Source organism: Bradyrhizobium sp. dw_78 (assembly GCF_018449525.1).
Classification (GTDB): Bacteria; Pseudomonadota; Alphaproteobacteria; order Rhizobiales; family Xanthobacteraceae; genus Bradyrhizobium.
In genome coordinates this window covers 34096-59570 of the sequence record NZ_JAAVUS010000008.1, presented here as the reverse complement: position 1 = coordinate 59570, position 25475 = coordinate 34096, and the positions used below count along the sequence as shown (strand labels likewise).

Below are 25475 nucleotides of genomic sequence, written 5' to 3'. Positions count from 1 at the left end.
CACCGATGAAACCCGGCCTCACATTCTTTTGCCTTGTTTGCGCAACTATCATCTGCCGCCGGATATAATTCGCGGGGATGAAGTCATGCAGCAGCCATCGATGCGCGCCATCGGATTCGCCTTGCTCCTTGCTTCAATCGGGCTTGCGGCATCGGGGATCGGCGCTCGATCTGCGGCGTCGGCGCAACAAGATTCGGCGCAACAAGCTCCGAACGCGGGGAACTACGTGCTTGGGCCGAACGATCGGGTTCGTGTGAAAGTCTATGGCGAGCCGGACATCGCCGGAGAGTATGAAGTTGACAGCACCGGCCAGATATCGGTTCCGCTTGCGGGGCATGTGATGGCCTCCGGGCTGACGACGAAGCAGCTGGAGCGTTCGATTGCATCCACGCTGGCGAAAGGAATCGTTCGCGATCCCCGCGTGAACGTCGAAGTGGCGCTGTACAGACCTTATTATATCCTCGGCGAGGTCAAGAAGAGCGGCGAGTACCCTTATCGCCTTGGCCTGACCGTATTGGACGCCGTCGCGAGCGCCGGAGGGTTCACCTACCGCGCCAACGAAAACAAGGTCTTCCTGCGGCGATCGGGTGGAACCGCCGAAGAAGTCCATTCGCTGGACTCGCCGGTTCCGGTTTTTCCCGGCGATAACATCCGCATTCCTGAACGCTACTTCTGAAACTTCGCCGCACTTCGCGGTTCCCCGACGTCGCGCGTCCGTGCGTTGCTCCAGAAGACGCCGGCATGTCCGACTATTCCCGAGGCCACTCGAAGGAAGCGGTGAGCAGAATGCCCATTGTGCCGAAGTCCAATACGGATGCACTGGCGCCCGGGATGGCGCTTTCCCATGTGCTGAACTTTTCCCGCGCCGTCGCCGCCCTGCTCGTCCTGTTCTTCCACATTCGATCGTCGCTCGTCGTTCCCTATAACTTGCTGAGTGTATACAACTGGCCCGCGCGCGCATTTTTTGTGATCACAACGTTCGGGCACGACGCCGTGATCATTTTCTTCGTGCTGAGCGGCTATCTCGTAGGCGGCGCCGTTCTCAAGCTCGACATCCGCTCCCCTCACGACCTGCGGGAATACTGGATCGATCGCAGCATCAGGATCGGGCCGGTTCTGATTGCCGCGACCGCCCTTTCGGCCACCCTTCAATATATGGCGCCGGCGCTCGACTGCGCCGACACATCCACAACAATTCTCGGAAATGCGGCCGGGTTTCAGAATTTCCTGGTCAAACCGCTCTGCAACAACCTGCCGCTTTGGAGCATCTCCAACGAAATCGTCTACTACTTCGTGTTTCCGGTTGTGATCGCCGCCTTTTCGCGGGTGTTTACAATTTGGCTGGCGATTTCACTTGCGGGCACGGCGCTGATCTTTGTTTTGTCTGTGAAGCTGGCGCCGCTCGACGACACCAACATTGTTCTCGACTTTCCGTTCTGGCTTTTCGGCGCCGCGCTCTGGTTCATGCCGGGCAGCTTCCCGCGACGGCGCCGGATTGCACTGCTGGCAATGGCCGCGTCGCTGCTGTTCGGCCGGCTCGAATTCAGCAAGGAACATTTCTGGTTCCGCGACCTGTTCCTCGCCGCTTCATTCTCCTACACGCTGGCGACATTCTTTAACCAGCCGATGCCTCGGACCAGCATTCGCGCCACGCTCGCAAGCTATATGGCGAGAGCCAGCCGGTGGTTCGCCGAACTTTCCTTCTCCCTGTATGTCACCCACTACCCGCTGATCAGGCTCTACATTTACTTTTACTTCCTGAACGCTGGCCATCATAGAACGCGTTACACGGCGGTGACGCCGGAGTTCTTGCTGGAATTCGCCGGCCTCAGCATCGTTTGTATCCTGATCGCTTTCTGCTTCAGCGCATTGTTCGAACGGCCCCGACGGCTGTTCAAGCGAGTCCTGTCCGGACGATTTCCGATATCATCATCGCTGAAACCGGATGGAACAAGCCGATAGCCACCTTGCATTGCTGCGGCGTGTTTTCCCAAATCATTGTTCCCGAACATCCATCGATAAATCGCGATGGCGATCGTGTCCGCATTTGCAGGAAGCGGGTGTTGCCGTTTCGTCAAACCGGGAACCGACGCCTGCGCTGATATCGACATTCATCAAACCACGATCGACGCATTCACGCAGACGAAGATCTGTGCATCTGCACTTCGTTGAGGCGATCGAACGCACATTTATTAATTAGCTGACACGATGCTCTCGCTTGTGTGAGCGCGATCGGCACCGATCGCCATAGTGTCGTCTCTTTAAGATGAAAATTGTTTTGCGATGCGGAAACTTTTTTTCTGTCACTCACGTTGTTGACCGAGAAGAGTCCTTCCGATCTGACCGCACGCGCTTTGGGGTGATGATGAGCTGTGTCGGCCGGCGTCTCCGTAAGTGGCTTCGCGATGTTTTTTTGGGCAGCGGCTGAAAGCCGACGATGTCGAGTCGTGGTGATTGCCGCCTCCCATAAAGGACAAGTGATGAAGTGTGCGTTTGTATTCTCGCGCGTAACGGCGGGCAAAACTATCGCTCGTCCGGCAAAGTCGCTGCGCCGCCCGGGCTTGACGCTTGCGCCTGTACCGGCAGCGGCCGTCCTGCTTGGCCTCGCTACGCCGGCGAATGCACAGGTGATTCCGACCACGACCGAGGAAGTCACGCCGCCCTGGAATGCACAAAGGATATTCGAGCCATCACCATTGCCGGTCCTGACGGATCCGGAGAACCGCGAACCGATAGCCCCCGAGGACATGCCGGTGACGACGAGACAACAACCAGGATATGAGCCGGTCGGAATTCGCTACGACTCCTGGATGTTCAATCCGTCGTTCAAGGCTGGCGCCTTTTACGACAATAACGTCTTTTCCTCGAACTTCCTGAAGCGCTCAGACATCGCTGCGGTGTTCGAGCCTTCCCTACGCGCGCACACGCTGTGGGAACGACATGGCATCGATTTGACGCTCGATACGCAATCGACGGTCTACAACGCCAATCCCGGGCTCGACCAGACCAATGCCAGCCTCAAAGGCAACGCCTGGTACGAGATCGCCGACGATCTCGCCGTTCTGACCGACTTCCAGATTGCTCATCTGAATGTCGGTGTCGGCTCGCTGAATTCGCCGGCCGGCGCGGTTCAGCCGACGCCCTACAATCTTTTCTCCGGCGACGTCAGTATCCGCAAGGAATTCAACCGCCTGACGACCTCGGTTGGGATTCGCACCGACTCCTACGATTACGGATCGACGCGGGCGCAGGATGGAACCGTCATCAATGAAGACAGCCTCGACGGCCAGATCTATTCCGTTCACGGCCGCGTCGATTACGCCATCTCGCAGACCTTCGGCTGGTTCGCCGGCGCGGAAGGCAATGAACGCAACATCCGCGGCACGCCCTCGCAATCGCTGGACTCACAAGGATACCGCGCGCTGTCCGGCGTGACGCTCGGATTGACCAATCTCGTCAGCGGCGAATTCGGCTTCGGCTATGTGCAGCAGCAATTCGTCGACCGGACGATCGGAACCATCGACGGCCCCTCCTACCGCGCCATGCTGACATGGCGCCCGACGCGCCTGCTCGATGTCCACTTCAAGGCCGAGCAGCTCGTCACAGAAACTTCCCAGACCAGTTCCACCGGCGTGCTCGCCAATGCCCTGCAACTGGGGGCGGATTACGAACTGCGCCGCAACGTCATCCTGTCGGTGGCCGGCGGTTACGAGAGTGACCGTTTCTTCGGCATCGTCCGCAAGGATCATGTGATCACGACCGACGCCCGCGTCAAATACATGCTCAATCGCTACGGCTCGATCTCCGTCTATCACCGCTACACGTCACGCAACAGCGACATTCCCATCTTCAGCTTCGACAAACAGCAGGTAGGCATCAATGTTACAGCGCAGTTTTGACCAGCCCGCCGCGCTGGAGGAACCGGCTGCGCCGGCTGCCGAGAGATGGCCGCAGCCGACCGTTGATCTGCGCGAGATGGCGCGAATTCTGCGCCGGCGCTGGAAGGCGGTCGCGACGCCGGCGCTTGCCCTGACCTTGCTGGCGCTGATCTACGTCCTGATGGCCACGACATTATATACAGCGACCTCGACGGTTTTTGTCGACCCGCGGCGCGCCAGCGCCATCGAGATGAACGAATCGTCGATCTCCGCGTCGAATTTCGGAACCGACGATGCCACCATCGACAGCGAAGCGCAATTGATCCAGTCGATCGCGATCCTGCAACGCGTCGTTGAAAAGCTGAAACTGACCGAAGATACGGAATTCGCACCGCCGCCCGGCGCGCTCGATTTCATCAAGCGGATTTTCAAGAGCGCGAGTTCGGAAGGAGGGGCGAGTCCGGAGGATGCTGCCAAAGCCAGGGCGGTGGACATCCTGCAACGGCGCCTGAAGGTGGCACGCCAGGGAACCACGTTCCTGGTCGACATCAATATCAGCTCGCAATCGCCGCGAAAGGCCGCGCTGATCGCCAACGCCCTCGCGGAGGCCTATTTCGAGGAACAGGTGCGCGCCAAGAACGACGCGACCAAAATCGCGTCGAACTGGCTGAACGGACAGATCGACGCGCTGAAATCGCGGGTCGTCGCCTCGGAAAAGGCGGTCGAGGATTACCGCGCCGCCAATAATCTCACGATGTCGCAGGGTGTCACCGTCAACGACCAGCAGCTCTCGGATCTGAATAACCAGTTGATCGCGGCCCGCGTCCAGACTGCGGAGGCGCGCGCCAAGTTCGATCAAGCCAAACAATTGTCGAAGAGCGGAGACGACGCAGGCGGAATCAACGCAGCAATTTCCTCGGACGTGATCGCCAGGCTGCGCACGCAATACGCCGACATCGCCAAGAACGAAGCGGATCTGTCGAGCAGATACGGCCCGCGTCATCCGGCCGTCGCCAATGTGCGCGCGCAATTGCGCGACACCCAGCGCCTGATCAACGAGGAAATCCATCGGATCCTGGAAAGCACGCAGCATGATTATGACGTCGCGCGCTCACGCGAGGATTCCCTGCAACAGAGCCTCGACCAGTCGCAGGGCGTGTCGACCTCCTCGGGTCAGGCCCAGGTACGCTTGCGCGAATTGCAGCGCGAGGCCGAGGCCAACCGCACACTCTATGAATCCTATCTGGCCCGCTACAAGGAAACCATGGCGCAACAGAGTCTGGAACTTCCGGACTCGCATGTGGTCACCAAGGCCAGCATCCCGATCGCGCCGTCCTGGCCCAAGACCCTGCTGATCGTCGGCGTTGCCGGAATGCTCGGCCTCGGTGCCGGATGCGTTCTCGCCTTTCTCGCCGACTATCTCGACCAGCGGGTGAAGACGCTCGAACAGGCGGAGCAGATCGCCGGCGTGCCGGCGCTCGCCGCGGTTCCCCTCGTCGCCGCCGGCGAACTCGCCCGCCGGGCGAAGCGCGGGCGGAGCGAGCTCGGCCGCTATGATCCAAAAGCCACGACGCTGTTGCCGGCGCCATTGCAGCCGCCGTTGATGCGCTACGCCATCGAGGAGCCCGGTACATTCTTTGCGGAAGCGATCCGCGCCATCCGCCTCGCGCTGCAACGGACCATGAGAATCCAGCCGGTGAAGGTGGTGCTGGTGACATCCGCGTTGGACAATGAAGGCAAGACCACGCTGGCCGCGAATCTCGCCCAGTCGTTCGCCCTGCTGGGCATACGGACCATCCTGATCGATGGCGATCTTCGCAATCCGCAAACCACGCGCGCGCTCTGTCCGCACGCCGAGAGCGGACTGCTGGAAGTCGCCATGGGCCGGACGCCGGTGGAACGGGCCGTCCTGACCGACCCCAGCACGGGGCTCTCGATCCTGCCATCGACCGCCGTCAAACATGCCGACATCATTACGGAACTGATGTTCTCCGAAAAGATCGTCGATATCATCGATTACTTCCGTCACCGCTACGACCTGATCATCATCGATTCGCCGCCGCTGGTGCCGCTGGTCGACGGCCGCGCCCTGGCTGAACTGGCTGACCGCATCATCCTGGCGCTGGCCTGGGATCAGACTCCGAGCGAGGTTCTTTCTTACACCATCGATCTGCTTGCCCCGGTCCATGACCGGATCCTCGGAACGGTGCTGACGCGCGTCGACCTCAGCCGGCTGCGCTTCTACGATTATTATCACAGCTCGGCCTATCTCAAGCCTTACGCCACTTCCGCGCTCACCGCGGAGGCGGCGCAATGATCCAGGCCGGTTCCGCCGCCGGATCGGCTGAACTTGCGACGGCGAATTTACGCCGCGGTACCGTCATGCGCCGGCCGCCCGGCACCGCCGGCAGCAGACCGACAGCAATGGTGCGGCTGATCGACCGGGTCATCACCGGACTGATGCTGCTGGCCGTGACCTGCATCTTTACGGTTTCCTCGGCGATGCTGACGAACTGGAAGATCCATTACCTGACCGCCGGCGGAAATTTCAACGAGAAGCTGCATCCGGCGACGTATTTCACGTTTCTGGCGTTCTTCCTGCTGCTGATCCGCGACGGCGATCCGATCGGCGGACTCGAGCGGATGTTTTCCGGCGCGAGGATCGTCCTGGTCTATTTGCTGTGCTGGCTCAGTCTGCTGGTTGAGATGCTGGTGCTCGAGCGGCCGTTTACGGTGATCATCGACACCTTCCTGCTGCCGCCCGTGCTGTGCCTGGTGATCTGGCGGCTGGCGCCGGTGCAAAGAAAGCCGCTGGTGTGGGCGCTCCACGTCACCATTCTGCTCAACATCGTCCTTGGCTATTACGAATATTTCTCCGGCCACCGCTTGATCCCACTGACGCTCGGCGACGTGGTCGTCCTGGGCGAATGGCGCTCATCGGCCCTGCTCGGCCATCCGCTGACGGCATCCGGCGTCGTCGCGGGCTATATTCTGGCGCTGGTGTTCCGCCCCGCCATTTGTCCGCCGGCCGTCCTGCGGCTGGCGCTCGTCACATTCTCGCTTGCCTCATTGATGGTGTTCGGGGGCCGGACCGCGCTCGTCACCGTGTTGTCCGTCATCGGTTGCGCCGCCGCGCTCGGCGTTTTCCGGGTGGTGCGGGGCGGCCGTGTCCCGCTGCCCAGCGTGATCGCGGCGCTCTGCCTGCTGTTCGTTGCAGCGGCAGCGATCTTCGCCGCACTCGATGTCGGATTCTTCGACAAGATGTTGCTGCGATTTTCCTCGGACAAGGGCAGCACATTCGCACGCTTCGCCACCTTCGACCTGCTTACCCATTTCGATTGGAATGAACTGGTTCTCGGCCCCAATCCGGTCCGGGTGGCCGCGCTTCAGAATACCTATGGCCTCAAATTCGGCATCGAGGATTTCTGGGTCTCCTGCATCCTTCAGTTCGGAATCATCCATACGATCCTGCTCTCGGTCGGATTGACCGCCTTGTTCACCGAGATATTGCGGCGCGCCAGCGGAGCGGCCTGGGCAATCCTGCTGCTGATCCTGACGATCGCGGCGAGTTCAGTCAGCTTCTCGTCGAAAAACATCCAGCTCGCCCAGTTCATCGTTCTGATCACGCTGTTCCTGCCGCGCGAGCGTGTGCCCACATCCGCGACACGTATCCACGTCAAGCCACGGCCTGTTCCAGTCTAGCCCCAGGACAAATCATGCCGATCTATGTCGATCATACCCATCTCGGGCGTCACCTCACCGGTCTGGAGCGCGTCACCCTCGAGCTGTTTTCCCGCAGCGCGCTCGCGCCGCTCGACGTCGTTCCCGTCACGGCGCACGGCGTGGGGCAAATGGTGCTGAAGCAGACCTTCGGGCTGCCGTTGCGCGCAGCGCCATCTTCCTCCGTCCTGCTGTGTCCCGGCTTTCCGCCGAGTCCCCTGCTGCGGCCGTTTGCATCACGCGTCCTTCCCTACATCCATGATATTTTTCTGCTGTCGCGGCCGGGTGACCTCAACCACCGCGCCCGGCTCTATATGGCCGCGCCGTTCAGGCTTGCGCTGCACACCTATCCCCGCTTTCTCGCCAATTCGCGCGATACGCGGCAGAAACTCGCCGCGCATTGCCGTCCGGACGCCGCCATTACGCTCTACCGGCCGCCGGTTCGCAATGTCTTCGACCTGAACACCGCCGATCGTTGCGAACGCCGCGCGCAACCGTTGCGGCTGGTCGCCCTCGGCACGGTGGAACCGCGAAAGAATTTCGTGGCGGCGGCAAGGATCGTCGGCGCGTTGCGTGCCAAGGGATTTCCCGGTGCGACGCTGGATATCGTCGGGCGACGAGGCTGGGGTGATGATTGGCAAACGCTCGAAACACATCCCGCCGTGACGCTGCACGGCTACCAGTCAAGCGAATGCGTCAGGCAGATGCTCGAGGCCGCGGACATCTTCATCTGCACATCGCACGAGGAGGGGTTGGGCCTGCCGCTGCTGGAGGCGCAATATGGCGGCCTTCCGATCGTCGCGCCAGATGCCGCTATTTTTCGCGAGGTGCTCGACGCCTCCGGCATCTTTGTCGATCCCGCCGATCCGGCGGCCGCAGCGACAAAAATCGCGGGCTTCCTGTCCGACCCCGAATGGCAATCCCGTTACATCGCCCTGTCCGTGCAAAACCTGCGGCGCTGGAACGCGCTGGCGAGCGCCGACCACGATGCCGTCATCGGTCTGATTGCCGAACTCGCGGGAGATCAGATGACAAATCGCTCTCTGCATCGCGGGGGCCGGGTTGTCGAGCACTGATCATTTACCTGCCGGACGGTACCAGATGACTTCCTTGGCGGCGCGGGCTTCCCTTCAGTCGGCCTCCGATCAGTGTGCGCGGATAAAAGCAGCGAGCCGCGATCCCGGCATCGACACGATGCGCGGCATCGCCATCCTGATGGTGATCGGCATTCATTCGCTGCGGCAGCCGCTCGATTCGTGGGAGGTCGCGGCCGATGCGGTCCTGCGGCCCTGCGTTCCGGTCTTTCTGTTCGTCTCCGGATATCTCACGGCACTCTCCGGCAAGGTTCCGCTTTGGAAGCGGCTGAAGGCAACGCTCATCCCATACGCGATCGCATTCGTGGCAGCCTACATCTACATGGCGTTGGACAATCCCGGCATGGACCACCGTCCCCAGACGACGCTGGCCCGGTTCGTCCTCGCCTATGTGTTCGTCTATTATTATGTCTTCGTCTATGTCGGCTGCACCATTGCGCTGTGGCTGATCTTTTCCGCGGCCTCATCCGGCATGGAGCAAGCGGAACATGGCAAGAAAACAGAACACGGTCTTGCTACCCTGCTGCTGCTCGCCGTCCTGTTCGGCCTGATCGCCGGAAGCTATCTCGATCCGCTGCTGTACCGCCTGGGATTTTCCGACGCCGTGGTCGAGGAAGTCCGGATGCGCGATATTCCGTTCTGGTTCTCCTTCACCGCGCTCGGAGCCTTGGCCGGCGTCTGCGGCATCCGGCCCGGCCTGCCCGGCATGCGTGCGTGGCTCGCCGGGGCAACTTTTCTTGCCTACATTATATATGTCTCCGTACGGCTGTTCGGCCTGGGCGATGCCGCCGATTACGATTCGATCGCGTTCTTCGGCTACGCCGCGCTGCTCTGTATCCTTCTGCTGGCCCTCGAGGTTGAATCGCCGCTGGTCGCTTCGCTCGGTTCCGGCAGCTACTTCATCTATCTCTGGCATATCTTCATCGTGATGATCCTGCGCGGCTACACGCCGTTGCGCCAGTTGGGGCCGATGGCCGATTCGGCGATCACCTATGCCGTTGCGGCGTCAGGCAGCGTCGTTGCCTTGGTGACGATCAGGGAACTCGCTTCGCCCCGCCTCTGCCGCTGGCTGGGGGCGTGATCGATGCTGCTGCGGAATACACTACTCTATTTGCCCGCCCAGATCGCCGGACCGCTGGCTCAGCTGGTCGCGATGATCGTCTGGACCCACGTCGTCGACGAACCGACGCTGGGTGTCATCACGCTGGTCACTGCGACCCATGAGCTGCTGCAAATCGCCTTTCTCGCCTGGTGGTCGCAATACGCATTGCGCTTCTTCGGGCGCTACCAGGAGCAGGGCGACGCGGCGCGCTTCTACCGCACCGAAAATACGGTCCTGCTCGCGTCCGTCATCATTCAGAGCATCGCCGTCGTCGCTATTCTCCTTCTGGTGATCGCTCCCGATGCCGCGTCCGGACTCGTCGCCGCAACCATCAGCTACGTGATCACACGCACCCTTAATCTCTATATCGGCGAACGTGCCCGGATTCGTCACCAGATCGGCATCTACTCCATTCAGCAGGTCATGGGCCCGGCAGCCGGATTCGTCATCGGGCTGATCCTGATCAAGCTGATCGGGCGGTCGGCCGAATGGCCGTTGGCGGGCTACGCCCTCGCCCAGCTTGCCGCCGCGATCATCGTCCTGCCCCGGATCGGCTATGGCCGCGGATTCTGGCCGCTCGATCGCGAGATCGTCGATCATGCGCTGCGTTACGGCGTTCCGCTCATCATCGGAGGCGCGCTCGGCTGGATCGGCCTCAATGCATCGCGCTTCGTGGTCAACGAAATGCTGGGAGTCGCCGCCGCGGGACTGTTTGCCGTTGGCTACGGCCTCGGTCAGCGCGCGGCAACCTTCGCCGCCATGCTGGTAACGGCCGCCGCCTTTCCGCTCGCCGTGAAGAGCATGGAACTGAACGGAAGCAAGGTCGCCATGCGCCAACTTGCCGACAACAGCGCGCTGTTGATCGCGGTCCTCGCGCCAAGCATCACCGGTATCTTCATGCTGCGCGCGGAGATCGTGCATCTATTGATCGCGGTTCCTTTCCAGAAGGTGACGCTGGCGATTCTTCCGCTTTCGGTTCTGGCCGGCTCGATCCGGAGCTTGCGCGCCCATTTCGTCGACCAGACATTTCTCCTGCATAACCGCACCGGATTGCTCGCCGTAGTGGCGACCATCGATGCTGCCGTAACCGTCGTGCTCAGCTTCGCCTTCGTCCACACTTGGGGGCTGACCGGCGCTGCGGGCGCGACCGTCGTCTCGGCCCTCGCCGCCGCGGCCGCCAGCTTTGCCATCGGATTCTCGAAGTTCGGCCTGACACTGCCGCTCGATCATCTAGCGCCGGTTGCGATAGCCACCTCCGGGATGGCAGCCTTGCTGAATATTCTTCCCGAAGCGCCGTCGCTGATGTTCCTTGCCGCGCACATCGCCGCTGGCGCGGCGATGTATATCGCAACGCTTGCTTTGTTCTATGCACCCTCGCTGTTCCGGATATGGCGCGTACATCAGCAGCATTCTGAATCCTGATGTGACGACGGAACCAAACGCATGCTTGATGATCGGCACATCTCAATCTTCAATCGACGAATGCGTTGCTAATAACTTCAGCACGTCGCGTGACAACATCGCCATCGTTGCGTCGCAATAGTTGGATTTTATGGAAGCTGTTCGTTGAGGATGAATCCTTTCGACATTTGGTACCCACCGCGCAGCCGCGGACACCACGTTTTTAATTTTTTGCATGCGTACCTTCTCACAAATGTCATCGGGAGATCGACATGCTGGACACGCACGCGCAACGGCCACGCAGGCTCACCGTTGATGGAATCGCCATCAACGTCCTTTCCCTCCCGGAAGCGGTTTCGTCGATCGTGTCCGCCGCACAAGGCGGAGATAATTTCAGCGTCTGCACGCTCAATCTCGATCATGTCGCACAACTGCAACAGCGGCCGGACTTTCGCGCCGCCTATCGCCGCGCCCGGTTTGTGACCGCCGACGGTTTTCCGATCGTGATGCTCGGCCGGCTGCTGGGAAGCCGGATCGAGCGAACAACTGGTGCCGATCTGGTGGTGCCTGTCTGTCAGGAGGCGCGGATACGGCACCTTCCGGTATTCATGCTGGGTTCGAACGAACGAACGCTCTCCCTCACGGCAAGCCGTCTGACCGAACGGTTTCAAGGGCTTCAGATCGCCGGCTACTACGCACCGGGTGCAAATTTCGACCCTTATTCAAACGAAGCGAATCTCGCGATCGACAGGATCCGCGCTTCCGGCGCCAAGCTCTGCTTCATTGCCCTCGGAGCGCCAAAGCAGGAAGTGTTTGCCGCGCGCTGCCTCGATGAGCTCAATGGAACCGGACTGCTCTGCATCGGCGCCGCGCTCGACTTCATCGCGGGAACACAAACCCGCGCACCGGCGATCACGCAAAAGATCGGGCTCGAATGGGCATGGCGGATGCTGCACGCACCGCGCCGGCTGGGACCGCGCTATGCGCGTTGCATGGCCGCCGTTCCGCGGTTGGTGGTTCGCACCATCCCCCAGATTGTCAACGCACGGATGAGGAAGGCGGCATGACCTCCACGCTGACATTGTCGTTGCGCGCGCGCAACGCGAACTACGCCCGGCCCCGCTACCAGATTTGCCTGATTCATCCGTTCGATCCGCGCGGTGAGAAAGTCGGCGGCCTCGAGACCTACATCCGGGATTTCATCACGTTCCATCCGGCGGATACGGATCTTCTCTTCATCGGCGTCGACTCCACCGGCCGGCTCAGGCTCGGCGAGATCCACCGGCTCACCTTTCGGGGACGAACATTCGACTTCCTCCCCATCCTGCACTACTCGGACATGCAGGCGCGCGAAGCCGCCCGCAGCATTCGAACCTCGCTGACCGGACAGTTCTTCATGGCGCTGCTGCGCTACTTCGGTCCCATCGCCAGACTGATCCGTTCGCGGCAATGCACAATCGACCTGCGCCGCGTCGAATTCTCCTGGCTGCCTGTGGTGCTCCGATTACCTTTCGTCCAGATGATGCATGGCGAGGGCGCGCCGAAGCTTCAGATGGACTCCCTGCTCCGCAAATACTGGTTCGTTCACCATGCGGGCGAGCGCTTTGCCGTCGCGACCAGCGCAAAATTCCTTTGCGTCAATCCGTTCATCACGGAGCGGTTGCAGAACACCTATCCGCGGCGAAGAGACAAGATCGACACGCTCTGGACCTGGGTCAACACCGACATATTCCAGCCAAAGCCGCTGCCCCGCGATACCGCGCCGTTCCGGATCGTGTTCGCAGGCCGGCTCGACGAATTCAAGAATCCGTCGCTGATGTTCCGCACCATCGATCGCCTGCGGACTCGGCTGAATGGCAACGTTGAATTCCATTATATCGGCACCAGCGATCCGCATCGCTTCGCCGAATTCGTCGCGATCGAGGACATCACCATCCTTCACGGGTTCAAGGATGCGGCGGGAATGGCGGCAACGCTCTCCAATGCACATGCCGGTATCCTCACGTCCGAATTCGAGGGGATGCCCCGTTTCGTTTTGGAAACGCTGGCCGTCGGCCGCCCGGTCGTCGCCGTGCATCTGCCGCAGCTCGAATCCGCCATCCGCGACGGCGAGAGCGGCTTTCTGGTCAAGCGAAGCGGCCCGAATAATGACGACATGGCGGAAGCGCTGGCACAGCGATTTTCCGATCTGCGCGACGCGATCGACGCCGGCAAGATCGACCCCGTCCGAATTGCCGCCGCCATCTCGGACTTCACGCCGGGCAAGCAGCTCGCACGCGTCTTTCGCTATCATCGCGAAATTCAGGACTCACGCGGCATGACGGTCGCCTCGTCGGCGCATTGAGGTATCGCGGTGAACATTCTCCTGCTCACCAGCGAATTTGCGCCCGTAACCGGCGGGATCGGAACCTATGCGCGCGAGATCGCCACCGCCGCGACCGCGCTCGGCGCCGACGTGACGGTAGCCGCGCCCGGCTATGGAAAGGACAACACGGCGGAAGACCGCCGCCTGCCGTTCGAGGTCCGGCGTTATCAAGGCGGGTTGCATTCGATGCGGGACCTGCCGTCCAAGATCATGCTGGCACGACGCCTTGTCGGATCGGAACGCTACGATCTGGTCCATGGCGCCGATTGGCCGTTCTTCATTCCGGTCGCGCTGTCGCGTGGCCTGACGCAGGCGCGGATCATGATGACCGTGCATGGCACCGAGATCAACGAGACCCAGACACCCCTCAAGCGTCTCGCGATCCGATGCGCCGGCGTGTTCGGACCGCGGACCACGATAGCTGCCAACAGCCGGTACACCAGCGAACTGTTCCGCCGGCGATTTACCGTCGACACGCAACGCATCCACGCCATTCCGCTGGGCGTCTCGGATTTCTGGTTTGGCGAGCGACAAGCACGTGCCGTGACCCGCGCCGCGCATGGTATTGGAGCCGACCGGATCGTCATGGTCACGGTAGCGCGGATCACCCGGCGCAAGGGGCATCTGGCGACGCTCTCGGCGCTGCGCACGCTTCCGCAGGAATTGCGCGGGCAACTCACATGGCTGGTGATCGGCCCGGACGGCGAGGCGGACTATGTAAAGGAACTGAGAGACCTCGCCGCGAACGCCGGTTGCGATATTCGCTTTATCGGCCCGCTGCCGGATCAGCAGATCCGCGACATCTACGGCGCGGCCGATTTCTTCTGCCTCACCGGCGTTCCCGAATCCTCCGGCCGCGTAGAAGGATTCGGCCTGGTCTATCTCGAGGCCGGCGCGGCTGGCCTTCCAAGCGTGGCGACTGACATTGGCGGCGTGTCCGATGCGGTTGTTGCCGGCCGCAGCGGGCTTCTCGTATCGCCATCCCCCGCGGACATCGCACGCGCGATCGCACGGCTCACCGAAAACGGCGAGACACGGTCCGCGCTCGCGGCCGGCGCCATCGCACATGCCCGCAGGCTGTCCTGGAAACGCTGCGCCGCCGAAACCTACGGCTTGACGCCGACGACAAGGCGCGACGCCGACAGCGCCTCGGCTCCGCTGTCCGCGATAGAGCGACCCGCCGTCGATCCCGCGCTGCACATTAATCCGGCTTGAGCGAGGACATGAAACAACTGGCTTTCATTGCCGTCCTCCTCACACTCGGCGTCCATGCCGCGCGGGCCGACAGTTGCGACAAGAGCCGTAACTATCTGCTCAGCGATCCCGACGGCGACCTGACCGTTCCGCCGACGACCTATGACGATCTGTTCAAGAAGTGCCTTGCGACCATTGCCATGACGAACGTCAAGGACGCCTACATCCTGAAGGACGGCGGTATCGCCGTGGTCCCGAAGCAGGACAGCGTGGCGGCAACGGCCGCAACACTGTCGCAATTCTGCGAAACCTATCCGCGCGCCACCCTGCACTTCCTCACGGCGAAGGAACGCGTCCGGGTCAAATCGATCGAGGGCATCGTCAAGATATCTTCCACGTCGTCGACATCCTGCCAGAAGATCAAGGGCCTCTCCTGAATGATTTCCATGTCTCGCCGCCGTCTCCTGCAAATGACCGCCGCCGGCCTCGCCGCTGGCGGCGGGCGACTGTCCGCGGGGGCGCCAACGGCAAGTCTTGCTTCGATCGCCGCCAGGAACGGATATGTGTTCGGCGCTGCCGCCGCCGAGGAGGTGATGGACAAGGACCCGGCCTATCGCGACCTCTACGTCACGCAAACCAGGATCGTCACCACCGACATCGCGCTGAAGATGGGGCGGGTCGCGCCGCAGCCGGGGCCGAAGCATTTCGAAAATGCGGACCGGCTGCTGGCTTTCTGCGATCAGCACAAGATCGCGATGCGCGGGCATTGCCTGATCTGGAACGAATGGGTTCCGGTCTGGATCAAGAGCATGAGCGGCGACGAACGGCGCGCGTTTTTCGATTCCTACATCGATGAACTCGTCACGCGTTACGCGGGACGGTTGCAATCATGGGACGTGGTCAACGAGCCGTTCTGGCCCGGACATCGCGCGCCCGGCGGCTTCCGGCTTGGCCCGTGGTACGACGCCTTCGGCACCGACTATGTCCGGCGCGCCTTTGAGCGGGTCGCGCAGCTCGATCCCAAGACAAAACTGGTCTTGAACGAGGCGCAGACCGAGCGCGACGACGAGGTCGGACTGGCCGTCCGTCGCGGGCTATTGAAGTTGGTCGCCGATCTCAAACATGCCGGCGTCAAGCTCGACGTGGTCGGCCTGCAGGGTCACTTGCAGCCGCAATACCCGCACGACCCGGCCCGGTTCGACGAATTCCTTCATCAATTGGCCGATCTCGGCGTCGACATCTACATCACCGAATTCGATGTCTATGACGGCACCTTTCCGGATGACATCGCGGCCCGCGACGCGGCGGTCGCCAGAACAGCGCAGCAATTCCTGGAACCGACGCTTCGCCATCCGGCCGTCAAGGCGTTTATCACCTGGGAACTGGCCGACAAATATTCGTTCTATCGCGGCATGGCCAAGGACAAGACGCGCCTGTCCCGGCCGCTGCCTTATGATGACCAATTACAACCCAAACCATTGTGGAACGTGATCGCGCAGTCATTCGAGAATGCCCGTCGAGCCAAGGCTTCCACAGAGGGCCAGGCTCGCTAGACCATGATCCGGAAAAGTGGACACCGGTTTTCCGAAAAAGATCATGGTCAAACAAAAACATAGAGCGGGATGACGATTCGAAGAAAAATCATCCTGCTCCAGGGAGCCAGAGGGAAACAAAACATGCGGCTTTCAAAGGCAGTCACCGAGACCGCGTTATTGCTGAAGCGCCATACGCCGCGCTTCTACGCATCGATCCGCAACAACGCTCCGCCCGGGCTGCGTTCGATCATCAACGAGCGCATGACCGTGGACAGCCTTGGCACCGACGATCCGAAGCTGGTCTTCACCAATATTTTCCAGAGAAACTGGTGGAACAACGGTGAGAGCCGCAGCGGCTGGGGCGCCGAACTGCAACGAACGGTGTCGATCAGGGCCGAGCTCGAGAAATTCGTGCAGCGCCAATCCGTTCACTCGCTGCTGGACGCGCCCTGCGGCGATTTTCACTGGATGCGGCACGTCCATTGGCCATCCGGCTTCCGCTATGTCGGAGCCGATATCGTTCACGACCTCATCGTCGAAAACCGCCGCAAATATCCCGGCACCGAATTCATGGAACTGAACGTGCTCAGCGATCCGCTTCCCGCGGTCGATAGCTGGCTCGCACGGGATCTCATGATTCATTTCCCGGACGAGGCCGTCCGGGCGGCGCTCGATCAATTCCGGAAATCCACCATTCGCTACCTGTTGGCGACCACCTACCTCAATGCGCGGCAAAATGCCGACATCAGGTTCGGCCAGGTACGGCACATCAATCTGTGCGCGCCGCCGTTCAGCCTTCCGCAGCCATCCGAGATCTTGCGCGAGGACGACGATCCGCAGACCGGGCGCGTCATCGGAGTCTGGCGCCGGTCTGATATCCGGTAGCGCACGCTCGATGACGCTGCGCAGGGAATTCCTCGTCCTCCTGATGCTCGGCGCCAGCAGCGCCTGCCCCGCGGCCGACGTCAAGCCATCGCCTTCGGAGGCGCGGCCGTCGATGCCATTTTCCGGCACCGCCATCATGCAGGACGATGGCGCCATCACCCTGCATCTGCGCCTCACCAGCGACGGCAAGGACATCGACGACAGCCTCACTTACAAGACGACCGACCGCGGCTATGACGATATCGTTCGGCATCTCGGCGGCCTCAATCCCGGTGAAACGAAAAGCTTCAGCCCCTGGAAGGACTGAGCGGTGACGGGCGGCGCCAGCGGGGCAGCACTTCACCCAAAACCGCGATAATGCGAATAAAATCGTAGAATTCCGGCAGCAAGAGCGCAATCGCTTTTCCTCCACACCGGCCAAAGCTTGCGATATCATTTATTCCTATGACGTACGAACGCCGCGATGCCGAACGGCGTGCCAACCGCCACCGTGCAAAAGCACGCCAGCCATGCGGCAGGCGCTGCCACGCTGATTCCGGTTAGCTTCCATCGCCAAGTTGAAGTTGGCTTGCGGCGTCCGCTCTAATAGAGATGTCCATCGATTTTCGAATACCCCGCACCGGGACCGTGATGATTCTACAAAAGCCGACGTGGCGAGAGGTGGTTTTCTCCTTCAAGAGCTTCTTTGCCGCGATGTTGGCGCTTTATATCGCGTTCCGTCTCGACCTTTCCGAGCCGATGTGGGCGGTTACCACCGTCTATGTGGTATCGCAGCCGCTGGCCGGCATGGTGTTGTCGAAATCGATGTATCGCGTGCTCGGCACGGTAATCGGCGCCATCGCATCGCTGGTTTTCGTCGCGCTGTTTTCCAACAGCCCCGAACTGTTCTGCCTGGCGCTTGCGCTGTGGATGGGGCTTGGCACCGCCGTCTCGGTTTACCTGCGCGACGCGCCGCAAGGATATGTCGGCATGCTGTCCGGCTATTCGGCTGCGCTGATCGGGCTCGCAGCGGCGCTGGCGCCGGAATCGGCGTTCGACATCGCGGTCGCGCGTTGCCTCGAGATCACGCTGGGCATCGGCTGCGCAACGCTGGTGCATCATCTGGTTTTTCCGCAGCGGGCGGGCGACAGCCTGCGCAAGGCGCTGAACGCCGCGCTGCCGGACATGGCGCGCTGGGCCGGCGATGCCCTGCGCGGACAGCAGAGCGAAGCCCAGGGCCTGATCGACCGGCGGCGCATTCTCGCCACCGTCGTCTCGCTCGACCGGCTCCGCATCTTCGCAATCTTCGATACGCCGCCGCTGAAAGCTTTCGATCCCGCGATCCGGCAGATCGAAGGCAAACTGCTCTCGCTCCTCGCCCTGCTGATGTCGGTATATGATCGCTTCGCCGTACTGACGCGGGAACGTCCCCCGACGGCGTCGGAGCTTCGTCCGCTGCTTGAACGCGCCGCCATGCACCTGGCGCAATCGGCCGGGGCCAGGACCCCTGCCGATTCGGAAATCGAAAGCGCCGACGAATTGGCCCTGCGGGCCGAGATCGCATCGCGTCTTCCATCGGTGCATGATTTGCGGCGCGACCCGAATGCATTCCTCGTTCGCAGCATTTTGTTGCGCCTGACCGACGTCATCGATCTCTGGCGCGATTCCGTCTGGCTGCGGACCCATGTCTCCAGCGGCACCCGCCTTCAGGGAAGCCCCGCCAGCCCGGCGTTTCATCCCTATCGTGATCTTCCAGCCGCCCTGATCGATGGCGCGGTGACGGCAATCGCGGTGATCGCCGCGAGCGCGTTCTGGATTTTGTCCGCCTGGCCAGGCGGTCCGACCGCGGTGACGTTTACCGCGATCATCTGCGCGATCATGGGCGGCCGCGACGATCCCAGCGTCGCCTCGGTCTCTTTCCTCCGGATGAGCGTGGTCGGCGCGTTTTTCGCGGCTTGCTACCTGTTTGTGGTTCTTCCGCCGCTGACGGGATTCGCTTCGCTGGTCGCCGCGCTCGCCCCGTTCTATCTGGTCTGCGGCCTGCTGCTTGCCACGCCTTCCACGGTTCAGATCGTGATGCCGCTGATCTTCACCGGCGGCGGCCTGATGGCGATCACCAACAGCACGGTCTATGACTTCGAAGCCTTCCTGAACAATGCCGTCAGCTATGTGGTCGGGATCGGCATGGCGGTCGTCGCGCTCCGCCTGTTGCGGCCGCGGGGCGCCGGCTGGGCGGTACAGCGCCTGTCGCGCGGCCTGTTTCACGATCTCGCGGCCGCCTGCCTCGCCTCCGGGATCGACAACCGCGCGGCGTTCGAAAGCCGGATGTTCGACCGCATCAACGCACTGTTCGCGCGCCTCGATCCGATGATCGCCAAGGACCGCGCGGTCATTCAGGGAAGCCTTGGCGGCCTGCGGCTCGGCCTCAACGTCCTTGCGCTGCGGACATGGCTGCCCGAATTGCCGGCTGCCGCGGCGGCGCCTGTCCGCAACGCATTGACAGCGCTGGCAGGGCATTTCATGGAGATCGCGAAGGGCCGCGGCGACAAGCCCTTGCCGCTTGAACTTCTGGAAGCGGCGAGCCGGCAGGTTTTTGCGTTGGACGAAAGCGCCTTGACCGTGCGCGCGGCCGAAGCACTGTTCAGCGTCGCCATGACCATGCGACAGCATTCGGAATTTTTCGGAGAACCCTCGGGCGATGATGCGATCGATGGAATCGCCGCGGTGACCGCGTGATCAGGGAAATCAATATCGGCGGCGTGCTGTTCGCTCCAATGCTGGGCTACGCCCTGGTGGCGGCGCTGATATGGTATGCGCTGCGCTATTTGCTGATGCGCTGGAGGCTTTATCGATTCGTCTGGCATCCGCCGCTGTTCAACACCGCTCTCTACGTCATTTTGCTCAGCGTCCTCGTGGTCGCCACACTCTAGGCCCGGATTTTCAAGATGCCCGATCGTTCCTCCTTCTCCCGCATTCTCGTCACGCTCACGGCGCTGGTTGCCGCGGTCGTGGCCGGATGGTTTCTCTGGCAGACCTATGAGAACAGCCCGTGGACCCGCGACGCGCGCGTGCGCGCCAATGTCGTGATGGTGACGCCGGATGTCTCCGGCGCGGTGGTCGATCTGCGTGTCGTCGACAATCAAACGGTTCAGGTCGGCGACATCCTGTTCGTCATCGATCCCGCGCGTTTCCAGCTCGCGCTCTCCGAGGCCGAAGCGGCTTTGGCCGGCGCGCAGAGCCTGCGCGACCAGCGGCAGGATGAATATGAGCGGCGCAAAAAACTCACCGCCGTCGCGATTTCGGACGAAGCGCTCACCCAGGCTCACACGGCGGCGCTCGCGGCGCAGGCGACCTACGATCAGGCGCAGGTCGCGGTCAACGTGGCCAAGCTCAATCTCGCGCGCACCCAGGTGCGGTCTCCGGTCAACGGCCACATCACCAACCTCCTGCTCGACCGCGGCGACTACGCCACCGCCGGGCACGCGATCCTGGCCGTGGTGGACAGCGATTCCTATTACGTCGCCGGCTATTTCGAGGAGACCAAGCTGCACGGGATCCGGATCGGCGATCGCGTCTCCATCCGCCTGCTCGGGTCCAGTTCGGAGTTGCAGGGGCACGTTCAGAGTATCGCGCGAGCGATCACCGACCGCGACAACGTGCTCGGAAGCGACTTGATCGCCAACGTCAACCCGACCTTCAACTGGGTCCGGCTGGCGCAGCGCGTCCCGGTACGCATCGCCATCGATCGCGTGCCGGATGGCATCACCTTGAGCGCCGGCATGACCGCCACCGTGATCGTGACGGGACCGGACGACACGGCGCAGGGCAAGCCGCGGTCACAGCCTTAAAACCGGTTCGGCTCTGTCCGGACCATCTCTGGCGCTTCATCGAACGCGAACCGGAATCCACTTCGCTCGAGCACGCTATCATTTGCGACATCGCTCATTCCGACGCGACGAGCATTTCAAGCGAAATGTATCTCTATCGAATATATCGAAGCGGTCGGTCTTTGCCGTCTCAGCTTCCGAGTTGCACGGCACGGTCAAGAGCCGCGGCGAATCCATTGAGCGAAACGTTGAAGGTCACGGGCTCGCCATTCGCCAGATTGAGCGATGCCACGGCAAGGATTTTGCCGATCTTCATCGCGTCGGTAGCAACCGTCGGGAAAGAGACCGGCAACAGGCAGCCTTGCGGAACGCAGGTCGAGAACCGCAGTCCCTGACCGAGATTTTGTCGTCCAGTTTAAGCAGCGCGCCGGTATCGAGCTTCAATCCGAACGGCATCAGAATGGTGCCTTCAGTCTTGCCTTCCTTCGGCGTCTGCAGCTCGATCGCGAAGGAGCGTTGTCCGGTCTGGCTGTTGCCCTGGGCTTGCGACAGCACGCATCGCTTTTGACCCTCGACGACACGGCAATCGACAGTCCAGTCGGCATAGGTTTCATTGATCGACGACGCCCCGTTGGGCAGTTGCGCCGCGGGCGTCGGCACACTGGCTTGCACAATGGACTTCGTGGGAGGCCTTGCCGGAGATTTCGCTGGCGGACGCTTGGCCTGGTCCGTTTTTGGAGCCGCAGCGTCGGATTGATCGTCTGCGGAATTCTGTTGGGCAAACACCATGTTCGTCGCAGCAAGCATGGCGAAGATCACCGCAGCGAAAGTCAGAAGGCGCGAGCGATGCATGGAAGGAAACCTTTGGAGGCGACGCTTTGAATAATGGATACGACGGCAGGCATCGGCGAATTGCTGGTTAGTGAAGCGATTCCGAGAGTGATGGACCGCTCTCATAATCGGAGATCGGCGGAGACTCATGCCGCTCATATCTGTTCCACGGCTCGACAGCCGGTCGCGCCGCGCCACGCTGCGCCGAACCGGCAGCTGCGCCGCCGACCTCAGGCCGCCAGGAGACTCGATCAGAGCCTTGGGAGGAAACTTGGGATAGGTGCCGTGGATTGTAACGCCTGTCGCGGCAGACCGCCTCGGCGACCGATTCGCTGGATCGGCGCAAGCGATACCCCTCGGCCGCCAACCAGTTCTGAACACGGGTCACGGTCGCGCGACCGACACCGCGCTCACGCAACAACTCCGTTTTCGTGTAAAGCGAACCAATCTTCGCAAGATATCGCATCCTGGCGGACATCGTGCGGGCGACAAGCGCGGCGTAGGATCCATTTACGAACAGGTCGATGACGCCCTGTGGCAAAAGCACGAGGCCGGACCTGCTTGATCGCCGCCTCGCCTGCTGTCGGTCCCGCAGGCACAGGTCGCGCGCGGCGACCGCCGTGACGCCAAGCTGGATCCCGATTGAAACATAATCGTGTCCCGCTTCCTTGAGCAATACTGCCTGGGCGCGCAACCGGGAACGCGACAACGCATCAAGGCCTTGTGGCATGCACGTCATATTTCCCTCCTGTCGTTCCTGCCTTGGAATGAGAGTTTTCGTTTTCAGTTTCATCGATTGAAGCGGATCGGTACGGCGAGCGTAATCGATCCACCGCCGACATCCGGCGGCGGCTCGGGCACGGGGCTGGCCCGCCGCGGCAACGAGACCGCCTCTTCGTCGAGCGCGGCATCGCCGGACGACCGGACCAGGCGCGCCGACAACACTTGCCCGGAGCGGCTGATCGTGAACGCGATCATCGTCGTACCGGCGCCGGCAGCGCCGGACGGGAAACGCTTATAACGGTTGAGATGCGCCATCAGTGCGCCCTTCCACGACGCCTGGGACATCGACGGCATGGCGGCCGCGCCGGCGGCGGGAGCAGCCGACCGGTCCGCGCGCTGCGCCGACGAGGTCGGCGGTGCGGTGGTCTGAGGCGCTCGCGGCCTATCGGGATCCCGCGGCTTCTTGCGTTCGACATCTTTCTTCGGCGGCGGCTTCTTTTTCTCCTCCGGCTTTGGCGGCGGAGGGGGCGTCAATACCGCTTCGGCGTGATCGAGCTTCGGCAGCTCAGGCAGCTTGATGTCCGGCTTGTCTGGAATGTCCGGCGTGGTTTCGGGCTGGGCTTCGGTCATCTGCGGGCCCGGTGCAATGTCTTGCGGCGGCGCCTCCGGCGCGACCGCAATCGGCGCCAGTTCGATCATCACCGCAGGCGGCGGCTCTCCCGGCGCGGCTTCGGCCGGAGTCCAGTTCAGCGCAAGCCAGACCACGCCGCCATGCGCGGCGGCGATGACCAGAGCTGCGGCGCTCCAGTACAACACCGTCAACGCCGGGACCTTCTGCAACCAGCGGCCATCGGGATCGCGCCAATCGATCATCGCTTGGCACCGTTCGCCGGAGTTGCCGGCGGGATCGCGCCGCCCGCAAAAGGCGGCTGGCCCGCCGCCGCGCCGCTGCCCTGTCCAGTGTCTTCGAGGCCGACCAGCGCGATCTTGAGATAGCCGGCGTCGCGCAGGAGATTCATGACGGCCATCAGGTCGCGATAACTGACCGCGCCGTCGGCCCGCAGGAAGACGCGCTGGTCGCGGTCGTTACCCGTCTGCTGATCCAGCGTCGATTGCAGCGTCTCACGCGCAACATCTTCGTTGCCGAGCGCCAAACTCAAATCCTGCTTCACGGTCAGGAACACCGGCTTGTCGGGCCGCGGTTGCGGCTGCGCGTTCGAGACCGGCAGGTTCACCGCGACGTCGACGGTGGACAACGGCGCCGCCACCATGAAGATGATGAGCAGCACCAGAATCACGTCGATGAACGGCGTGACATTGATGTCGGATACCTCGACAAGATCACCGTCCTGCGGGTCTTTCAGTGTAACCGCCATTGGATTATTCCGCGGGACGCAGATGAGACGCTGCGCGGGCGGCGGATCGCTCCGGCTGGCCCACCGCCGGTCCTGAAGCAACCGGGGATGACAGCGCGGCGCTCAGCGCCTGCCGCTCCAGATCGCGCGACAAATGCTGCAACACCTCGCCCGAAGCATCCGACAGCAATGCCCGATAGCCCGTGATGGCACGCGCGAACACATTATAGATGATGACGGCGGGAATCGCGGCGACAAGCCCGATGGCGGTCGCGAGCAGCGCCTCGGCGATACCCGGGGCCACAACGGCGAGATTGGTCGTCTTCGACTGCGAAATGCCGATGAATGAATTCATGATGCCCCACACCGTACCGAACAGGCCGACGAACGGCGCCGTCGCGCCGATGGTCGCGAGCAGGCCCGTGCCGCGCGCCATGCCGCGTCCAGCCCTCGCCTCGATCCGCGACAATGCGATCGCAAGCCGCTCCTTGATGCCCTCGATTGACAGGTCGGTCGAGCGCCTGGTTTCGCGCACCGCTGCCTGTACCAGATCCGCGACCGGGCCTTGCCGCGTCCAGCCGGCCTCGATCTCTATCCGCGCCTGCTCAAGGCTCTCCGCACGCTGCAGTTTCCGCGCCGCACTTCGTGCCCGGCGCTTGGCGGCAATCAGTTCGAGACCCTTGGCCAGCCACACCGTCCACGTCGCCAGGGATGCAAACGCCAGCCCAACCATCACAATCTTCACGATGATGTCGGCGTTCTTGAACATCGACCAGGGGGACAGATCCTGCGGCAACGACGCCGTCACCGCAGATGACGACGACACAGCTACCGGCAGCTGACCGGCCGGCGCCGAACCCGCTCCGGCGTTCTCGCCGGAGTTCTCGACAGCAGGCGCAGCCGCCGCCGTGGCCGGCATTGGTGAAGCCACGGTGCCCTGCGACATTACCGCGGGCCCGGACACCGGCGCGTTGTCCTGCGCCGCGACCGGCGTGGCCAGCAGCATGACAAAGATCAATCCCGAGACCTTGCGCATCATCTTGCCGCACGTCGTCAAACTGTTCCGCCGTCCCGACATATCCACGATGCTGGCGATGTTCATGCTGTGCATTGGTTCTCTCATCTTGCCTTTTTAGAGCTGCAACGCCGGCCAGCCAGTTGGAGCAAGCCGGCGGGCCTGCGATCTGCATCCGGAGGAACGATGCCGTGCATGCTTGTGCAATTCGTCCTGCGCCGTGCCGTCTAGCGCGCCGCCGACGCTCACCACGCCAAGGCCGACAAAGCTTCCCAGCAGGGACCAGATGCCGTCGTTTGCACCGGTCAGGCCCTGATTGACGGTCGCGAGCAGCCATGCGGCGGCAAGCCCGCCGACCGTCCCGGTCAGGGCCGCGAACAGCGCAAGCGACCAGAACGGCCGCATCGCCTCCCGAACAACGTTGGGGGGTCCGGCCTCCATCAACACCTCATCAGAGGCATGAGCGACCGCAATGCGAGCGTTTGGACGACAATTTCATGCAGCAATTCAATCGTTTAGAACGCGACCCGGTACGAAGACGGGAGCTGTTTCCCGGCCGCATCCGAAGGCG

At 62.2% G+C, this 25475-nt stretch carries 25 protein-coding genes; 18 read left to right on the top strand and 7 right to left on the bottom strand.

The window, feature by feature from the left end:
* Positions 1–85: 85 nt before the first annotated feature.
* From HB630_RS20205 to HB630_RS20120, 18 genes are all read left to right on the top strand, one after another.
* Positions 86–676 carry a polysaccharide biosynthesis/export family protein gene (locus HB630_RS20205; RefSeq protein ID WP_249780946.1) on the top strand — a complete coding sequence of 197 codons (591 nt, stop codon included), beginning with the start codon at positions 86–88 and terminating at the stop codon, positions 674–676.
* A gap of 65 nt (positions 677–741) precedes the next feature.
* The gene (locus HB630_RS20200) at positions 742–1962 is read left to right on the top strand and encodes an acyltransferase (protein ID WP_213774051.1); all 1221 of its coding nucleotides are present in this window, start codon (positions 742–744) and stop codon (positions 1960–1962) included.
* A 518-nt stretch (positions 1963–2480) separates the two neighbouring features.
* Complete coding sequence (locus tag HB630_RS20195; protein ID WP_213774050.1) at positions 2481–3899, top strand: outer membrane beta-barrel protein; 1419 nt, start codon at positions 2481–2483, stop codon at positions 3897–3899.
* Positions 3880–6195, top strand: coding sequence for a polysaccharide biosynthesis tyrosine autokinase (locus HB630_RS20190; protein WP_213774049.1), 2316 nt, complete (start codon positions 3880–3882; stop codon positions 6193–6195). The genes HB630_RS20195 and HB630_RS20190 overlap by 20 nt, the downstream gene beginning before the upstream one ends.
* Positions 6192–7580 carry a VpsF family polysaccharide biosynthesis protein gene (locus tag HB630_RS20185; protein WP_249780945.1) on the top strand — a complete coding sequence of 463 codons (1389 nt, stop codon included), beginning with the start codon at positions 6192–6194 and terminating at the stop codon, positions 7578–7580. The genes HB630_RS20190 and HB630_RS20185 overlap by 4 nt, the downstream gene beginning before the upstream one ends.
* A gap of 14 nt (positions 7581–7594) precedes the next feature.
* A complete protein-coding gene (locus tag HB630_RS20180; protein WP_213774048.1) occupies positions 7595–8674 on the top strand; it encodes a glycosyltransferase in 1080 nt (359 codons plus the stop codon).
* Positions 8675–8699: 25 nt separating this feature from the next.
* On the top strand, positions 8700–9773 hold the full coding sequence (locus tag HB630_RS20175; protein ID WP_249780944.1) for an acyltransferase: 1074 nt from the start codon (positions 8700–8702) through the stop codon (positions 9771–9773).
* Between the two features lie 3 nt (positions 9774–9776).
* On the top strand, positions 9777–11216 hold the full coding sequence (locus HB630_RS20170) for an oligosaccharide flippase family protein (protein ID WP_213774047.1): 1440 nt from the start codon (positions 9777–9779) through the stop codon (positions 11214–11216).
* 251 nt (positions 11217–11467) lie between these two features.
* On the top strand, positions 11468–12262 hold the full coding sequence (locus tag HB630_RS20165; protein ID WP_213774046.1) for a WecB/TagA/CpsF family glycosyltransferase: 795 nt from the start codon (positions 11468–11470) through the stop codon (positions 12260–12262).
* Positions 12259–13539, top strand: coding sequence for a glycosyltransferase family 4 protein (locus HB630_RS20160; protein WP_213774045.1), 1281 nt, complete (start codon positions 12259–12261; stop codon positions 13537–13539). Before HB630_RS20165 ends, HB630_RS20160 begins: the two co-directional genes overlap by 4 nt.
* Before the next feature lie 9 nt (positions 13540–13548).
* On the top strand, positions 13549–14775 hold the full coding sequence (locus HB630_RS20155; protein WP_213774044.1) for a glycosyltransferase: 1227 nt from the start codon (positions 13549–13551) through the stop codon (positions 14773–14775).
* An 8-nt stretch (positions 14776–14783) separates the two neighbouring features.
* Complete coding sequence (locus HB630_RS20150) at positions 14784–15191, top strand: hypothetical protein (RefSeq protein ID WP_213774043.1); 408 nt, start codon at positions 14784–14786, stop codon at positions 15189–15191.
* Between the two features lie 9 nt (positions 15192–15200).
* Positions 15201–16307: an endo-1,4-beta-xylanase gene (locus HB630_RS20145; protein WP_249780943.1), complete on the top strand. Its 1107-nt coding sequence runs from the start codon at positions 15201–15203 to the stop codon at positions 16305–16307.
* 123 nt (positions 16308–16430) lie between these two features.
* On the top strand, positions 16431–17174 hold the full coding sequence (locus HB630_RS20140) for a hypothetical protein (protein ID WP_213774041.1): 744 nt from the start codon (positions 16431–16433) through the stop codon (positions 17172–17174).
* A gap of 10 nt (positions 17175–17184) precedes the next feature.
* Positions 17185–17481: a hypothetical protein gene (locus HB630_RS20135; RefSeq protein ID WP_213774040.1), complete on the top strand. Its 297-nt coding sequence runs from the start codon at positions 17185–17187 to the stop codon at positions 17479–17481.
* Between the two features lie 323 nt (positions 17482–17804).
* Positions 17805–19889, top strand: coding sequence for an FUSC family protein (locus tag HB630_RS20130; RefSeq protein WP_213774039.1), 2085 nt, complete (start codon positions 17805–17807; stop codon positions 19887–19889).
* The gene (locus HB630_RS20125) at positions 19886–20083 is read left to right on the top strand and encodes a DUF1656 domain-containing protein (protein WP_213774038.1); all 198 of its coding nucleotides are present in this window, start codon (positions 19886–19888) and stop codon (positions 20081–20083) included. Before HB630_RS20130 ends, HB630_RS20125 begins: the two co-directional genes overlap by 4 nt.
* A gap of 15 nt (positions 20084–20098) precedes the next feature.
* Entirely contained in the window at positions 20099–21001 is a 903-nt protein-coding gene (locus HB630_RS20120) for an efflux RND transporter periplasmic adaptor subunit (RefSeq protein ID WP_213774037.1), read from the top strand.
* A gap of 169 nt (positions 21002–21170) precedes the next feature.
* Here HB630_RS20120 and HB630_RS28685 read toward each other — a convergent pair whose 3' ends face one another.
* From HB630_RS28685 to HB630_RS20090, 7 genes are all read right to left on the bottom strand, one after another.
* Positions 21171–21332: an invasion associated locus B family protein gene (locus tag HB630_RS28685; RefSeq protein ID WP_276571618.1), complete on the bottom strand. Its 162-nt coding sequence runs from the start codon at positions 21330–21332 to the stop codon at positions 21171–21173.
* Complete coding sequence (locus HB630_RS20115; protein WP_346656115.1) at positions 21293–21799, bottom strand: invasion associated locus B family protein; 507 nt, start codon at positions 21797–21799, stop codon at positions 21293–21295. The genes HB630_RS28685 and HB630_RS20115 overlap by 40 nt, the downstream gene beginning before the upstream one ends.
* A 100-nt stretch (positions 21800–21899) precedes the next feature.
* The gene (locus HB630_RS20110) at positions 21900–22604 is read right to left on the bottom strand and encodes a hypothetical protein (protein WP_213774451.1); all 705 of its coding nucleotides are present in this window, start codon (positions 22602–22604) and stop codon (positions 21900–21902) included.
* Positions 22601–23407, bottom strand: coding sequence for an energy transducer TonB (locus tag HB630_RS20105; protein WP_213774036.1), 807 nt, complete (start codon positions 23405–23407; stop codon positions 22601–22603). The genes HB630_RS20110 and HB630_RS20105 overlap by 4 nt, the downstream gene beginning before the upstream one ends.
* Positions 23404–23910, bottom strand: coding sequence for a TonB system transport protein ExbD (exbD, locus tag HB630_RS20100; protein WP_213774035.1), 507 nt, complete (start codon positions 23908–23910; stop codon positions 23404–23406). The genes HB630_RS20105 and exbD overlap by 4 nt, the downstream gene beginning before the upstream one ends.
* Before the next feature lie 4 nt (positions 23911–23914).
* The gene (gene exbB / locus HB630_RS20095) at positions 23915–25000 is read right to left on the bottom strand and encodes a tonB-system energizer ExbB (RefSeq protein WP_276571617.1); all 1086 of its coding nucleotides are present in this window, start codon (positions 24998–25000) and stop codon (positions 23915–23917) included.
* A 21-nt stretch (positions 25001–25021) separates the two neighbouring features.
* Complete coding sequence (locus HB630_RS20090; protein WP_213774034.1) at positions 25022–25345, bottom strand: hypothetical protein; 324 nt, start codon at positions 25343–25345, stop codon at positions 25022–25024.
* Positions 25346–25475 lie beyond the last annotated feature (130 nt).